The following is a 15,072-nucleotide window of genomic DNA, read 5'->3' on the forward strand; positions in this document are numbered from 1 at the left end:
CCATTTTTTGCTCCTTACTCCTTCCCGTATGTTCGCCCTTTCCCGCCTGCTCCCGCTAAGCCTGCTGGCCCTGACCCTAGCCTGTCAGAAGTCTGCTCCGGCCCAGCCCACCGTGGCCCCGCCCACGAACACCACCTTTACCAATCCGCTGCTCCCGGCCGGCCCCGACCCCTGGGTCATCCGCCGCGGCGACACGTATTACTACATGCATACCACCGGCAACAACCTGGTGATTCGCAAAACGGCGAAAATGTCGGAGCTGGGCTCGGCCGTGAGTACCGTGGTCTGGACGCCCCAGCAGGCCAGCGTCACTCAGCGCGACATCTGGGCTCCGGAGCTGCATTTCCTGGATGGCAAGTGGTATATCTACTATTCTGCCGACCCGCTTTGCTGCGACGGACACCGGATCAACGTACTAGAAAATGCCAACGCGGACCCCACCACCGGTGCCTGGGTCGACAAGGGTCGGATTGCCGTGCCGGGCAACGACCTTTGGGCCATCGACGGGACGGTACTGGAGCAGAACGGTAAACGTTACCTGCTCTGGTCGGGTCATGAGGTGGCCAACAGCCAGGTGCAGCGCCTCTACATTGCCGAAATGAGCAACCCCTGGACGCTCATTGGCCCTCGGGTCGAGCTTTCCAGCCCGCAATACAGCTGGGAACGAAACGGCAGCCCGGCCGTCAACGAAGGGCCTGAAGTGCTGAAGCACGGCGACAAAACCTTCATCGTTTACTCGGCCAGCCACTGCAGCACCGATGACTACGCCCTGGGCCTGCTCACGGCCTCCGCCACCGCCGACCCCCTGAAGCTTACGTCCTGGACCAAGTCGGCCACGCCGGTGTTTGTTAAGAACCCAGCCGGCCAAGCCTACGGTCCTGGGCACAACGCCTTTTTTCAAAGCAAGGACGGCACCGAGGACTGGATAATCTACCACGCCAACCCGCAAACCGGCCAGGGTTGCGGCGACAACCGGAGCCCGCGGATGCAGAAGTTCACCTGGAATGCCGACGGCACGCCTAATTTCGGCTCCCCGGTAGCCGTCGGCACCGCTTTGCCCAAGCCGGCCGGCGAATAAGCGTGACCCGCTTTCCATCCGCTACTTTCTTTCCCACAAGCTGCTTTCTTCATGGTCTTTCCCCTCAAAAATCCGCTGGTACTTAGCCTGGGCCTTATGCTCGGGGCTTGCCAGAGCGCCACTACCAGCGTCAGCACGCCTACCGCCACTACCGCCGAAACCGTAGCCGAGGCTGATGTGCCCGCCCTGAACATCGTCAACCCGGTACTGGCCGGCGACTTTCCCGACCCGTCCATTACTAAGGTCGGCGACACGTATTGGGCCACGGCCACCTCGTCCAACTGGGGCCCGGCCTTTCCCCTGCTCCAATCCACCAATCTGATTGACTGGAAGCTTGTGGGCCACGTGTTTCCCAAGGAGCTGCCCGCCTGGGCCGACTATTACTTCTGGGCCCCGGAAATCAGTCAAGAAGGCAACAAGACCTACATCTATTATACGGCCCACAAAAAAGGCGGCAACCTGGCCGTCGGCATTGCCAGCGCCGACCGGCCCGAGGGCCCCTACACCGACCACGGCCCGATGGTGGCCCAGCCCGACGGCTCCATCGATGGTTTCCCGATGCGCGACGAAAACGGCCAGCTCTACCTGATCTGGAAAGAGGACGGCAACAGCATCCAGCAGCCCACCCCTATCTGGGCCCAGCGCCTGAATGAAGAGCACACGGCCCTGGTGGGCGAGAAAAAGGAGTTGTTTCGCAATACCGCCCCCTGGGAAGGCAACCTGGTGGAAGGCGTCTGCATGATCAAGCGCAACGAGTATTTCTACGCCTTCTATGCCGGCAACGGCTGCTGCGGCCACACCTGCACCTACGGCATCGGGGTAGCCCGGTCCAAGAGCCTGCTTGGCCCCTGGGAGAAGTACGACAAGAACCCCATCCTGACCAAAAATGAGAAATGGGCCTGCCCCGGCCACGGCACCGTCTTCAACCGCGGCAAGCGCTGGTACATGCTGCACCACGCCTACGATACGAACAGCTTCGAGTTTGTGGGCCGTCAGGGTGTCATCAGCGAGTTTACCTGGACAGCTTCCGACTGGCCCGATTTCAAAAACAGCAACTCTATTCCGACCCGGTCGGCCCCGGTAGCACCCCGCGCCTTCAACGACGAGTTCGACCAACCTACGCTGTTACCCTCCTGGCAGTGGCCAATCGAGGAGCGGCCCACCGTGGCCCTGCAGGGCGGTAAGCTCCTGCTCCGGGCCCGGCCCCAGCACAGCGGCGCCGTCTTGGGCCAGCACACCCTCACGGCCGAGTACACCGCCACCACTACCCTGCTTAGCCCCGCCAAGCTGCCCGCCGGCACCGTCGCCGGCATTGCTGCCCACGGCGACCCGGAAAACACCCTGGCCCTGACGGCCGGTAGCGGCAAGCTCCAGCTTTGGCAGCTCGAAAAAGGCAAGCAGAAGACCCTGAGCGAAGTAAAGCTTCCCGCTACGGCCGCCCTCACCCTGCGAATGCAGGCCCAGGGCGGCAACCAGTTCCAGTTTGCCTGGAGCACGGATGGCGGCAAAACCTGGCAAAACCTGCCCGGCCTCACAGCTCCCGTCAACGGTACCTATCTGCCGCCCTGGGACCGGGGCGTGCGGGCCGGCGTACTAGCTAAAGGCCCGGCCACGGCCACGGCGGTATTTGAAAGCTTCCGCCTCGACAGCCAGCTCCCCGTGGCCCAGGCCACCGGCAAATAGCCCGGCTCGGTTATCCAGCCAAGCTTTTACTTCTCATGATATAAGAAAGGCCGACAAGATTTGTCGGCCTTTCTTATGCGCTTATACCTCTTCGAGTGACTATACTTGTCTGCTTTGCTGCGAACCTGCCTGCAAAGCCACAGTATAATTTATGATGCTGCATGGCTTCAGCGTTTCGCGCTCCGGACGCAATGCGTTGCCACTCCTTCGACAGGCATTGTAAAGAGGTTACACGCCATTGCGCTGGTCACGGGGCGTTGTTGTAGCTACTGTTTCTTTGTCGTCTTTGTCACGGCAGCCGACAGCTGCTTCAAGCCATTGACTGCCAGCCTCCCCCGCCAATGTTCCACGACTATTTCTGTTGCGTGGAACATTTTTTCTGCCGCTTCCCGGTCGTTTGTGTATTTTTGAATCCTGCTTTCCCCTGGCACTGGGTGGAAACGGAATGTCGGTATGTCAGAGAAGAACGAAGAGAAAAACGCTCCGGCGGCTCCCGCCGCAGCCAAACGCAAGATTGGCGGCCTGGGCCGCGGCCTGAACGCCCTCATTGAAGGCAGCTACGAAAAGAAAAGTGAGCGGGTGGGCCTGGTGCCTCATCCCATGAACTCCGTAGGCTTCATTCCCGTCGGCCAAATCGAGGCAAACCCCTACCAGCCCCGCACCCACTTCGACCAGGAGGCGCTGCAGGAGCTGGCCGAATCCATCAAGATTCAGGGCATCATCCAGCCCGTGACGGTGCGCCAGACCGGCACCAACGCCTACCAGCTTATTTCCGGGGAGCGGCGCTTGCAGGCTTCCAAGCTGGCCGGCCTCGACTCGATTCCGGCCTACATTCGCAAGGCCGACGACCAGCAGATGCTGGAAATGGCCCTGATTGAGAACATTCAGCGCGAAAACCTCAACGCCATTGAAATTGCCCTCAGCTACCAGCGCCTGGTGAGCGAGTGCAACCTCAAGCAGGAAGAGCTCGGCGACCGGGTTGGCAAAAACCGCTCGACCGTCACCAACTACCTGCGCCTGCTCAAACTCCCGCCCGATATTCAGATTGGCCTGCGCGATACGGTCATCAGCATGGGCCACGCCCGCGCCCTGATCAACATCGACGACGCCGAGCAGCAGCTGGCTCTGTTCCACCGCATCGTGGCCGAGGAGCTGTCGGTGCGCAAGGTGGAGCAGCTGGTACGCGCTGGTTTGGCCTCGCCCAGGAAAGCCGACGCCCCCAATGCCCAAGCCGTGCAGGATACTCAGGTGGTTATTCCGGTGGCCGAGCTGCGCCGTACCGAGCGGTTCCTCTCCGACCGGTTTGGCAGCAAAGTATTGGTGAAGCCCGGGCCCCAGGGCAATGGTGAAATCAAAATTGCGTTTGACTCGGTAGAAGACATGCAGCGCATTCTGCATATTCTGCAACCTGCTTAAACCCTATTTGATGACCGGCAATCGGAGCCAACTACCCGCGGTAGTCGCACTGCTCACCACGCTGCTGGCCGTCACGACCTGGGCCCCGGCCCGGGCCCAGGTCGTGACGGCCGGCCCCGACTCTTTGGCGGTAAGCACGCCCATCGTCACGGACTCCGCCCGGCGCACGGCCTCCCTGTTCGGCATTGCTATGACCCGGCCCTCCAAGGCCGGGCTGCTAGCGGTTATGCTGCCCGGGGCCGGCCAGATTTACAACCGCAAGTTCTGGAAGCTGCCACTGGTGTACGGCGCCATCGGTGGCACGCTCTACGGCGAGTTTTTCTACCAAACCCGCTACAAAGAATCCCTCACGGCGCTGGAGGACTTCGCCCAGGGTCGCAAGCCTTCGGGCCCGAACGCAGTCCTGCTGACGGACAGCACCCGGGCCGAGCGCTACCTTCGGGCATACCGCACCCAGCGCGACGTATTCATTGCCTACACGGCAGTGGCTTACGGCCTGACCATCCTCGACGCTGTCGTCGACGCCCACCTCAAGGACTTCGACATCAGCGACGACCTGGGCTTGCAGTGGCAGCCGACCCTGATCTGGATGCCCACGGCAGCCCTTACGCCGGGCTTCTCCCTTACTCTTACCTTGAATAATACGCGCTCCAGGCGCCCCCTTAAATGAAGCTGCTCCTGATTGGCTACGGCAAAATGGGCCAGGCCATCGAAGCCCAAGCGGTGGCCCGCGGCCACCAGATTGTTGGTATCGTCGACCCTACCCGTCCCGCCGTAAGCATCACCGATTTCGACTCTTCGACCGTGGACGCGGCCATTGAGTTTACCCACCCCGATGCGGCCTTTGCCAACGTCATGGCCTGTCTGCAGCAGGGAATTCCGGTGGTGTGCGGCTCCACGGGCTGGCTGCACCACTTTGCCGAAGCGCAGGCCTTGTGCCAGCAGAAAGACGGTGCCTTGTTTTACGCTTCCAACTACAGCGTGGGCGTCAATCTGTTTTTCCACTTCAACGAGTACATCGCGGCCAAAATGCATCAGTTTGGCGGCTACGACGTGCAGGTCAAGGAAATTCACCACACCCAGAAAGTCGACCAGCCCAGCGGCACGGCTCTAACGGCGGCGGAAGGCATTCTGCGGAATTTTCCCGGCAAAACTACTTGGCGCAACGAAGCCACCCAGAACCCGAGCGAGCTGGCCATCATTTCGGAGCGCGAAGGCCAGGTGGTCGGCACGCATATCGTGACCTACACCTCCGGCGTCGACCAGATTGAACTCTCCCACGAGGCCCACTCCCGCGACGGGTTTGTGCTGGGCGCCCTGCTGGCCGCCGAATGGCTGCCGGGTCATCGGGGAGTGTTTGGAATGAAAGATTTGCTGGGATTGTAATACGGTTGCCGACCAGGGCGCTGGCCTAGCGGGCAGCCCAGGTTGGTGAGGAGCTATGTGCTGCCGACGTAATTATTCAGATATTACAGCGTTCTAATGCTGCCTGACCGGGCCGCAGATTCGCTTTCATCTTGCCGACTTATGGCTGTTCAATCCTGGGAGGAGCGCCTTGCCGCTGCCAACGCCGCTGCCACTACTAATAATACGACCTCGACGCCCCACAAAAAGCCAAAGGGCTTCTTTCGGGAATGGGGCGACGCCATCCTGTTTGCCGTCGTGGCGGCGACCCTGATTCGTTGGGCAACGTTCGAGGCCTACACCATCCCGACGCCCTCGATGGAACACTCCCTGCTAGTAGGCGACTATCTGTTTGTGAGCAAGCTGCACTACGGGCCGCGCACTCCGCAAACCCCGCTTCAGGTTCCGCTTACACACCAGACGGTGTGGGGCACCAGCCTGAAAAGCTACTCCGATGCTATTCAGCTGCCCTCCTACCGTCTGCCCGGCTTCTCGGAAGTGAAGCGCAACGACGTGGTGGTTTTCAACGTGCCCTTCGAAGACCAGCACCCCGCCGACCTGCGCACCAACTACATCAAGCGCTGCGTAGCCGTAGCTGGCGACGTACTGGAAGTAAAGGACACCCAGGTGTACGTGAACGGCAAGCCTGCCGAGAACCCGCCCCAGAGCCAGAACCGCTATTTCCTGCAGGTAAATGAGCCTGTGCGCGACAAGGTATTTCAGGAGCAGGGCATTTCGGACTTCAACAGCCCCACAGGCGTACCCCAGGCCCAAATGACCCAGATGGGCCCCGCCTACGTGGTAGATGCTACACCCCAAACGGCCGATTATTTCCGCAAGCAACCCTTCATCAAAGGCGTCGTGCAGGATAAGGCTCCGGCCGGACAAGGTGAAGCGGAGGTGTTCCCTAACAACCCCGACTACCCCCACAGCACCCCCGTCTTTACCAACGTAGCCAAGACCTGGAACAAGGACAACTACGGGCCTTTGCAGCTACCTAAGGAAGGTCAGACGGTGCAGCTGACGCCCGAAAACACGCCTATATACCAGAAAATCATCATGCGCTACGAGCACAATGAGGGCGTGACGATGCAGAACGGCGTGCTGCTGCAGAATGGCAAGCCCCTGACTAGCTATACCTTCAAGCAGAACTACTACTTCATGATGGGTGACAACCGCCACGATTCGCTCGACTCGCGCTACTGGGGCTTCGTGCCCGAAGACCACATCGTGGGCAAGGCCGTGCTAATCTGGATGTCGGTAGACCCCTACGCCGACGCCTTCCATAAAATCCGCTGGAGCCGTTTGTTTAACTTCATTGACTGAGCCACGGATTCGTCGGATTTTCTGAATTAGTTTGATCTTGTAGACGATTAGCTAGAGTTCAATAAAAAGGCCACCCGCTCGGGTGGCCTTTTTGTTTTCCTTACCACTCTATCGGTGGCTGGCCATGCTGCTGCAGGTAAGCGTTGGTTTTGCTGAAAGGGCGGGAACCGAAAAAGCCCCGGTCGGCGGCGTAGGGCGACGGGTGGGCCGAGCGAATAACCAGGTGCTTTTTCTCATCGATGACCTCGCCTTTCTTCTGGGCATAGGCCCCCAAAGGATAAAGACGACGTGTTCTTTCTGCTGAGAAATTTTCTGAATGACGGCGTCAGTGAACTGCTCCCAGCCTTTCTTTTGGTGGGAGCCGGGCTCCTTGGCTCGCACTGTAAGTGTGGCATTGAGCAGCAACACGCCCTGCTGGGCCCACCGGTCCAGGTTGCCGCTGGCCGGTGGCGGGGTGGTCGGAATATCATCCTGCAACTCCTTAAAGATGTTTTGCAGGGAAGGTGGCGTCCGTACGCCCTCGGCCACGGAGAAAGAAAGGCCGTTGGCCTGCCCCTTGCCGTGGTAAGGGTCCTGGCCCAGGATAACGACCTTGACTTGGTCGAACGGGCAGGCATCAAAGGCGTGGAAAATGGCCGGGCCGGGCGGGTACACGGTCGTTGTGGCGTATTCGCCCCGTACGAAATTCAGCAGATGCTGAAAATATGGTTTTTCGAACTCGTCGGCGAGTACCTTGCGCCAGCTTTCTTCTATCTTTACGGACATAAGGGGAAAGTTTTTTTGCGAATTGGCCCTCCCATTCGGGGTGCTGCTGCGTAGATAAACCAAATTCCGGACACGGTTGTTAGTCCTTCACAGAACCGCACAGGAGCCATGAATACGACGACTACGCAGGGCGTTACCGTTAGCGTTACGACCAATTATTTGCCGGACTATTCCAGCCCGGCTCAGGAACACTACGTGTTTGCCTATAAGATTGATATTCTCAACGGCAGCGAATACACCGTGAAGCTGCTGCGCCGCCATTGGTACATCTACGATGCCAACGGTGTCGTGCGCGAAGTGGAAGGTGAAGGCGTAGTGGGCCAGCAGCCCGTGCTGGAGCCCGGCGAGTCGCACCAGTACGTGTCGGGCTGCAACCTAAAGTCGGGCCTGGGCAAGATGTGCGGCTCCTATCAGATGGAACGCCTCGTGGACGGCCGTGAGTTCAGCGTCGAAATTCCGGAATTTACCTTGGTAGTCCCCTACCGTCTGAACTAGATTTTTGGTGCTTCGAGCCTGGTGCCTGGTGCTTGGCTCGAACGGTAACTTTACCCTACCAAGCACTATATCCCAGGCACTAAGCACCGATTCTTGCTTTTCCAGGCTTTCAGTTACATCCGCTTTTTGTTCCGCTCGGGGAATGCACATGGGTTGCATTCCCCGTTCGTTTTTGGACTCTACACGCAAGTCATCAGTGCCGACAACGTCCGGGCTGCTTACGCGCCCATTGAAGCACGCCGGGCACAGCTTCGCCAGGATGATACCCTAATAACGGTGCGCGACTTTGGGGCCGGCTCCCATACCGGGGCGGGCCGGCAGCGCCGCCTGAGCAGCATTGTGCGCACAGCGGCCAAGCCCCGCCCCTTCGGCCAATTGCTATATCGGCTGGTCAATCATTTCCAGCCCCGCACGATTCTGGAACTAGGCACGTCACTGGGGCTTACCACTGCCTACCTGGCCTCCCCCGATTCCCGGGCCCGGGTTCTAACGTTCGAAGGCTGCCCGCAGACCGCAGCCGTAGCGCGGCAGACGTTCGAGGGACTGAACTTGCACAATATCGAGGTAGTCGAGGGGAACCTGGATGAGACGCTGGCCCCAGCTCTGGCCGCTCTGACTGCGCCACTGGACTTCGCCTTTTTCGACGGCAACCACCGCTATGAACCTACCGTGCGCTATTTCGAGCAGTGCCTGCCCTACCGCACCGAGCAAAGCGTGTTTGTGCTGGACGACATTCACTGGTCGGCCGAAATGGAACAAGCCTGGACGACCATCAAGGCGCACCCCGACGTGCGCCTCACCATCGACCTGTTCTTTATTGGGCTGGTCTTTTTTCGCACCAATCAGCCCAAGCAGCATTTCACCCTACGCTTTAACAATCTAGTAGACAAGCTCCTGAACCGCGTTAAGCCGCTAGCTCCCTAGCGTTTTTTAGTGGTCTGTTCTTAGTTGTCCGTTGTTAGTAAGAACGGACAACTAAGAACAGACCACTAAACTCTACCGCACAGCTTCCCGCACGCGGGTGAGCTTCACCAGCAGGGCCTCTAGCTGGTCGAGAGCCAGCATGTTGGCGCCGTCTGATTTGGCCGTGGCAGGTGTAGGGTGGGTCTCGATGAACAGACCGTCGGCGCCAACGGCAATGGCGGCTTTGGCAATGGTTTCAATCAGGGCGGGCTGGCCGCCGGTGACGCCGCTGGCCTGGTTGGGGCGCTGCAAAGAGTGGGTTACGTCCATCACCACGGGCACGCCAAAGCTGCGCATGGCAGGCAGGTTGCGGAAGTCCACCACCAGGTCAGAATAGCCGAAGGAATTGCCCCGGTCGGTAAGAATTACGTGCTCATTGCCCGACTGCTTAATCTTGTCCACAGCAAACTGCATGGATTCCCCGTTCAGGAACTGGCCTTTCTTTACGTTGACGACTTTGCCGGTTTTGGCGGCCGCAATCAGCAAATCGGTTTGTCGGCACAGGAAAGCCGGAATCTGAAGCACGTCCACGTATTCGGCCGCCATGGCCGCCTCGTCGGATTCGTGGATGTCGGTCACGGTAGGCACGCCGATTTCGCGGCTTACTTTCTGCAGGATGCGCAGGGCCGTTTCGTCGCCGATACCGGTAAAGGAATCCAGGCGGGAACGGTTGGCCTTGCGGTAAGAGCCCTTGAAAATATAGGGAATCTGGAGCTTGTCGGTCATGTGCTTCACCTTTTCGGCGATGCGCAGGGCCATGTCTTCGCCCTCAATGACGCAGGGTCCGGCCATCAGAAAAAACTGACCGGAGTTGGTATTGCGGAAGTGAGGCAGCGCGGCGGTGAGGGACTCTATCATAGGTAGTTTCTGGAAGTGTAGCAGACAAAGGTCGTCAGAATCTTAGTTGGCACCTGTTTTTCTACGGCGATTATCCGAAAGCCAGGGCCAAGGGATGTCACGAAACAATGAAATAACGGCCCAGAGCAGCACGGCGCAGAAAACAAAAAAGATTGGGTAGACGTCCGCATCATTCGGCGTCATGAACTCACCGGCCGCCGACTGGGTGCGCACCCGACCAATCGAGTTATAAATGCCGTAGCCCCACAATGCCGTCAGCAAAGCTAGCAGCAGCGCCACACTGCCAAGTAGAAGCTTGAGCAAGAGCAAGAGCAGGTTCCACATTGATCTTCGGTTAGCCTGCTTTTTTGCGCAGGCACATATATAGCTCCTTGCCCTGCCGGGGCTTGATAGAATTAAAAGCCGGCGCGAAATGCACGAAGTCGAAATAAGGCGCGAAGTAGGCTTCATACTCGACTCGGCTCCCACCAAACGGTGGGCCGGCCGCAGCAAACTCGGTGTCGAAGAGCAAACCCATGAGCGTGCCGCCGGTCCGGAGCAGCGCGGCGCACTGCCGGGCGTAGTCGGGGCGTAATCCGGGGTTCAGGGCGCAGAAAAATGTCTGCTCCACGATTAAATCATAGGCTGGCACGGTGGGTAGCGCAAAAAAATCCTGTTCCACCAGATGTTCGGCCGGAAATCCGGGAACCCGCTGGTGCAGGTCACGTAAGGCTTCGGGAGCAATATCGGCCACGAAAACATTCTCAAAACCGGCAGTATGCAGATATTCAGCCTCATAGCCCCGACCAGCACCCGGAATCAGGATGCGGGCCGCGTGGGGCAGGCTCATTTGCTGAAAATAATCGCGCAGGGGCGGCGTTATCGCGCCAGCATCCCAGCCGGTTTGCCCGGTGTTGTAACGCCCGCTCCAGTAGGCGGCATCAAGCTCTGAATCCGAATGCATGCGGATGTAGTATTTATTCGCGAAACTTGCCTAGGTAGGCAATCCCTTTATTTTTGTGCATAAAGGTAACCCACCGTCCGGACTGTCCGGGCTTCATTTAACCCTTTCCCGCAATGGAACAAGACCAAAGCTCCGAGCCCAAGAACAACAACCGCGTCCTGCTGATAGTGGCCCTGATCCTGGTTCTGCTGGGCATTAACGGCGTGCTGTTTTATATGAACCAGCAAAAGGGCGCACAAAATGAACAGCTCACAGCCGATATCAAAGTCAAGGATGCCAAGCTGGAAGAACAGATCAAGCAATACGAAGCGCTGAAAGCCGATTTCGAGCGCCAGAGCCAGGAAGTGCAGGGTATGGGCCTGGCCAACGACTCGCTGGAAGCCAAAATTGCGTCCATCAATGCCGATCTGCTCAAGCTGCGCTCCTTCAAGGCCGGCAGCTTTTCTATTTCCGAGCAGCGCCGCTTCAAACAGCGCGCCGCCAACTTCGAAAACCAACTGCGGAAGAAAGATGAGGAAATTGCTCAGCTGAAAAGCGACAATGAAGCCCTCTACACCGAAACCAATACGCTGAAAGAGCGCCAGAACCGCCTTACCGACACAATTACCACGGTGGTGCGGTCCAACCAGGAGCTGACCGAAAAAGTCAATATTGCCTCGCGCCTGCAGGCCGAGAATATCCGCGTGGGCGTGGTCAACTCGCGCAACAAGGAAAAGGACGACGACGATAACGAGTTCAAGGCCAAGCGCGTGGAGAAGGTGAAAGTAACCTTCAACCTGGCCCGCAACGACGTGTCGCCGAAGGAAACCAAGGAAATCATGATGCGCCTAATTGAGCCCGACGGCGCGGCCCTCTACAACCTGAGCACCGGTGGTGGCACCTTCATGATTGAAGGCTCGGAGGCTTTCTACACGGCCAAGCAGGATATCGTGTTCGACAACACCCGCCAGCCCGTGCAGTTCCTCTACGCCAAGGGCGCACCCTACAAAACCGGTCTGCACACCGTGGAGCTGTATTCCGGCGGCGTAATGATTGGCAAATCGACCTTCACACTCAAGTAGGTCGGGGCACTACGCTGCTAGTAGTAAGCCCAATAAAAAAGCCCCGACCTGCGTCGGGGCTTTTTTATTGGGCTTACTACTTTTTATGAAGCTAGCTCCGCCGGAATCTTGGATTCGTATTCGTCCAGCTTCTGCAGCGTCGCTTTAATATTCTCGGTGAGCAACACGATAACCGAGCCCGGCTTGGCCGTTTGCATCACGTGGTCAATGGCGTCCATTTCGTCCTCGATATAGGTGATGGGTAAATCGGCTTTGTCGAGGCGCAGGCCGCGGGTCATGATTTCCTTGAGCTCCTCCTTGGTCTTGCCACGCAAATCCCGGTCTTGCCGCAGAATAATCTCGTCGAAGATGCGGCCCGCCACGCGCGAGAAGCTGAGCGTATCCTCGTCGCGCCGGTCGCCCAGGCCCGATACCACCCCGACTTTGTGAGTAGCCTCGGTAGCATTCAGGAACTCGGCGAATTTCTCAATGCCGTGGGTGTTGTGGGCATAGTCGACGATGACCTCGAAGGTCGGAAACTTGTACACGTTCATACGGCCCGGCGTCTTGGCCGCCGAGGGCACGAAAGTGCGCAGAGCCAGCTTAATGTCATCCTTGTCGAAGCCGTAGCAGTAGCAAGCCAAAGCTGCCGCCAGGCAGTTTTCGATGTTGAACGTAGCCCGGGCCCCAAACGTAATTGGAAACTCCGCGGCCCGGTCGATGCGCAGCTTGTAGCTATTCTTGTAGATGGTGATATAGCCTTCCTCGTACACGGCAGCCAGGCCCCCATTCTCGACATGCTCCCGAATTCGGGGGCTGTGTTCGTGCATGCTAAACAAGGCGACCCGGCACTCCAGCTTCTCGCGCATGGCGTAGGTGTAGTCGTTGTCGGCATTGAGCACGGCCCAGCCGTTTTTGCGCACGGTACGGGGCAGCACGCCTTTTACCTGCGCCATTTCCTCGACGGTGTAAATGTCGCGCATGCCCAGGTGGTCGGCCGCTACGTTGGTCACAATGGCCACGTCGCAAGTATGGAAGCCCAGCCCGGAGCGTAGCATACCGCCGCGGGCCGTTTCGAGCACCGCAAAGTTCACCGTCGGGTCCTTGAGCACAAACTCGGCGCTTTGCCCACCGGTACAGTCACCGCTCTGCAGCTGTACCCCCTGAATATAAATGCCGCTAGTAGTCGTGTGGCCAACTTTGTAGCCCTTGGATGCTACAATGTGCGACAAAATATGTGTCGTCGTAGTTTTGCCGTTGGTGCCGGTCACGGCGAAAATCGGAATCCGGGCGTTTACGCCGGGCGGAAACAGCATGTCAACTACTGGCTCCGCCACGTTACGGGGCAGGCCGTCGGCCGGAGAAATGTGCATCCGGAAGCCGGGAGCTGCGTTTACCTCAATCACCGCACCCCGGGTTTCATTCAAAGGAATGGCAATGTCGGAAGTCAGCACGTCGATGCCGCAAATGTCGAGGCCCACGATGCCCGCCACGCGCTGAGCCAATAACACGTTGTAGGGGTGCACCAGGTCCGTAACGTCGGTAGCAGTGCCACCGGTGCTGATGTTGGCCGTACTTTTCAGATACAGCTGCTGGCCTTCGGGCAATACCGAGTCCAGAGTTAGGTCCTGGGACTTAAGAATGTCCAGAGTGTGCTGGTCAGCCTTAATACTGGTAAGTACCTTTTCGTGGCCAATACCGCGGCGCGGATCCTTGTTCACCTCATCAATCAGTTCCTGAATGGTGTTGGTCCCGTTACCCGTAACAGCGGCTGGGGTGCGCTTGGCGGCGGCAATGAGCTTGCCGTTGACCACGAGCAGGCGGTGGTCGTCGCCCTCAATGAACTGCTCCACAATAACGGCGCGGGAATACACCTGGGCGGCTTTCAGGCCTTCCACGGCATCTTCCCAGTTGGTGATACGAATCGTGGCGCCCTTGCCGTGGTTGCCATCCAGCGGCTTCGTCACGATGGGGTAGCCCAGGTCTTCCACAGCATCACGCAGGCCTGCTTCCGAATACACCGTTGTGCCGGTAGGCACCGGCACGCCAGCATCCTTGAGCATGGCCTTAGTGCGGTTTTTATTGCCGGCCACCTCCACGCCCGCATGAGAGGTGTAGCTGGTCGTCGTGGCCCAGATGCGCTTCTGGTTCACTCCGTAGCCCAATTGGATGATGCTGCTATTCTTGAGCTGGATGTAGGGAATGTTGCGCGAGGCGGCTTCCGACACAATACTCCAGGTGCTGGGCCCCACAAACTCGTCTTCCCGGATTTCGTGCAACTCGTCGACAATGGGCTTCACGTCGACGGTTTTGCCCAGGCACAGGTCTTCCACGAGCTGCACGGCGGCTTCGGCTGCCACGCGCCCGGCCCGCTCTTCCTGGTAGGCAAACACGACGAATTCCACGCCGGCCTGGTGAGCCGGGTACGACTTGCCCCAGTACACGGGCATGCCCGCCATACGCTGCAAAGCCAGCGCCACGTGCTGGATAACGTGGCCCAGCGGTTCGCCGTCCAGAAGCTGCTCTGTGGTCAGAGGTGGGTGCTTATGAACTGATTTTTCGGTTTCGCTGGCCGGGACCTGGTCCAGCTCGGGTAGTAATGTTGGTAATTGCTCGGCTAGGGCCGGAAAGTGGGTCGACCACACATCGGCCTGCTCGCCCAGGTCGACTTTCATTACAATCAGCTTGTAATGCTTGACGGACCAGTAGCTTGGGCCGCGCATCGTGCGCAGGTCAATGATTTTCATAGGTTGAAAGGGAGGGAAAGGATAGTTAGGAGCCCGTTTGTACGCGGGAATGAAATGTAGGGATAATGATTTAGGAAACCCTAGTTTGCCTGATTTTATGCTTTCCCCGCAAACTCTTTCAGTTTCAGCCAATCAACTAGATGACCTCCGTATAAATCGCCGAAAAAATATGTATAGTTTACTATATCAACTGCCTAATAAGCAAAAAACCCCGGTCGGGGCTAATCGACCGGGGCACAGAGCTACTGAAAACAGGAACTAATAAAGAGAGGTGACGAGCGGATTCGAACCGCTGTAGGAGGTTTTGCAGACCTCTACCTAGCCACTCGGTCACGTCACCGTGTGTGGATTGGG

The 15,072-nt window shown here is 58.4% G+C and carries 13 protein-coding genes, 1 tRNA gene and 1 pseudogene; 9 read left to right on the forward strand and 6 right to left on the reverse strand.

All coding sequences use genetic code 11. The annotated features are described in order from the left end of the window. Positions 1-28 precede the first annotated feature (28 nt). The 6 genes from MUN80_RS23630 (at position 29) to lepB (ending at position 6,907) form a co-directional block, all read left to right on the forward strand. Positions 29-1,078, forward strand: a complete 1,050-nt coding sequence (locus tag MUN80_RS23630) for a glycoside hydrolase family 43 protein (protein ID WP_244716986.1) — start codon at positions 29-31, stop codon at positions 1,076-1,078. A 51-nt stretch (positions 1,079-1,129) separates the two neighbouring features. Further along, the gene (locus tag MUN80_RS23635; protein WP_244716988.1) at positions 1,130-2,761 is read left to right on the forward strand and encodes a family 43 glycosylhydrolase; all 1,632 of its coding nucleotides are present in this window, start codon (positions 1,130-1,132) and stop codon (positions 2,759-2,761) included. 453 nt (positions 2,762-3,214) lie between these two features. Continuing rightward, positions 3,215-4,177: a ParB/RepB/Spo0J family partition protein gene (locus MUN80_RS23640; protein ID WP_244716990.1), complete on the forward strand. Its 963-nt coding sequence runs from the start codon at positions 3,215-3,217 to the stop codon at positions 4,175-4,177. A 10-nt stretch (positions 4,178-4,187) separates the two neighbouring features. Then, on the forward strand, positions 4,188-4,847 hold the full coding sequence (locus MUN80_RS23645) for a DUF5683 domain-containing protein (protein WP_244716992.1): 660 nt from the start codon (positions 4,188-4,190) through the stop codon (positions 4,845-4,847). Then, positions 4,844-5,563, forward strand: coding sequence for a 4-hydroxy-tetrahydrodipicolinate reductase (dapB, locus tag MUN80_RS23650; RefSeq protein WP_244716994.1), 720 nt, complete (start codon positions 4,844-4,846; stop codon positions 5,561-5,563). The genes MUN80_RS23645 and dapB overlap by 4 nt, the downstream gene beginning before the upstream one ends. Before the next feature lie 141 nt (positions 5,564-5,704). Further along, the gene (lepB, locus tag MUN80_RS23655) at positions 5,705-6,907 is read left to right on the forward strand and encodes a signal peptidase I (RefSeq protein ID WP_244716996.1); all 1,203 of its coding nucleotides are present in this window, start codon (positions 5,705-5,707) and stop codon (positions 6,905-6,907) included. 100 nt (positions 6,908-7,007) lie between these two features. Here the strand turns inward: lepB and MUN80_RS23660 are convergent. After that, positions 7,008-7,672: pseudogene (locus MUN80_RS23660) on the reverse strand (uracil-DNA glycosylase). 108 nt (positions 7,673-7,780) lie between these two features. On the opposite strand from MUN80_RS23660, the gene apaG reads away from it, so the two are divergent. Both apaG and MUN80_RS23670 read left to right on the forward strand, forming a co-directional pair. Beyond that, a complete protein-coding gene (apaG, locus tag MUN80_RS23665; protein WP_100338944.1) occupies positions 7,781-8,167 on the forward strand; it encodes a Co2+/Mg2+ efflux facilitator ApaG/CorD in 387 nt (128 codons plus the stop codon). A gap of 153 nt (positions 8,168-8,320) precedes the next feature. Next, entirely contained in the window at positions 8,321-9,091 is a 771-nt protein-coding gene (locus MUN80_RS23670; RefSeq protein WP_244716998.1) for an O-methyltransferase, read from the forward strand. 72 nt (positions 9,092-9,163) lie between these two features. Here the strand turns inward: MUN80_RS23670 and kdsA are convergent, their stop codons facing one another. From kdsA to MUN80_RS23685, 3 genes are read right to left on the reverse strand one after another with little or no spacing between them, the layout of a single operon-like run. Then, the gene (gene kdsA, locus MUN80_RS23675) at positions 9,164-9,988 is read right to left on the reverse strand and encodes a 3-deoxy-8-phosphooctulonate synthase (RefSeq protein ID WP_244717000.1); all 825 of its coding nucleotides are present in this window, start codon (positions 9,986-9,988) and stop codon (positions 9,164-9,166) included. A 42-nt stretch (positions 9,989-10,030) separates the two neighbouring features. Beyond that, a complete protein-coding gene (locus MUN80_RS23680; RefSeq protein WP_244717002.1) occupies positions 10,031-10,312 on the reverse strand; it encodes a hypothetical protein in 282 nt (93 codons plus the stop codon). A gap of 10 nt (positions 10,313-10,322) precedes the next feature. Then, positions 10,323-10,931, reverse strand: coding sequence for a methyltransferase domain-containing protein (locus MUN80_RS23685; RefSeq protein ID WP_244717004.1), 609 nt, complete (start codon positions 10,929-10,931; stop codon positions 10,323-10,325). A gap of 113 nt (positions 10,932-11,044) precedes the next feature. Between MUN80_RS23685 and MUN80_RS23690 the strand changes: the two genes are divergently transcribed. Continuing rightward, entirely contained in the window at positions 11,045-11,992 is a 948-nt protein-coding gene (locus MUN80_RS23690) for a DUF8428 domain-containing protein (RefSeq protein WP_244717006.1), read from the forward strand. 83 nt (positions 11,993-12,075) lie between these two features. Here MUN80_RS23690 and cphA read toward each other — a convergent pair whose 3' ends face one another. Both cphA and MUN80_RS23700 read right to left on the reverse strand, forming a co-directional pair. Further along, entirely contained in the window at positions 12,076-14,718 is a 2,643-nt protein-coding gene (gene cphA, locus MUN80_RS23695) for a cyanophycin synthetase (protein WP_244717008.1), read from the reverse strand. Positions 14,719-14,987: 269 nt separating this feature from the next. Then, positions 14,988-15,058: transfer RNA gene (locus MUN80_RS23700), tRNA-Cys, on the reverse strand. Positions 15,059-15,072: the final 14 nt, after the last annotated feature.

This window comes from Hymenobacter cellulosivorans (assembly GCF_022919135.1).
Classification (GTDB): domain Bacteria; phylum Bacteroidota; class Bacteroidia; order Cytophagales; family Hymenobacteraceae; genus Hymenobacter; species Hymenobacter cellulosivorans.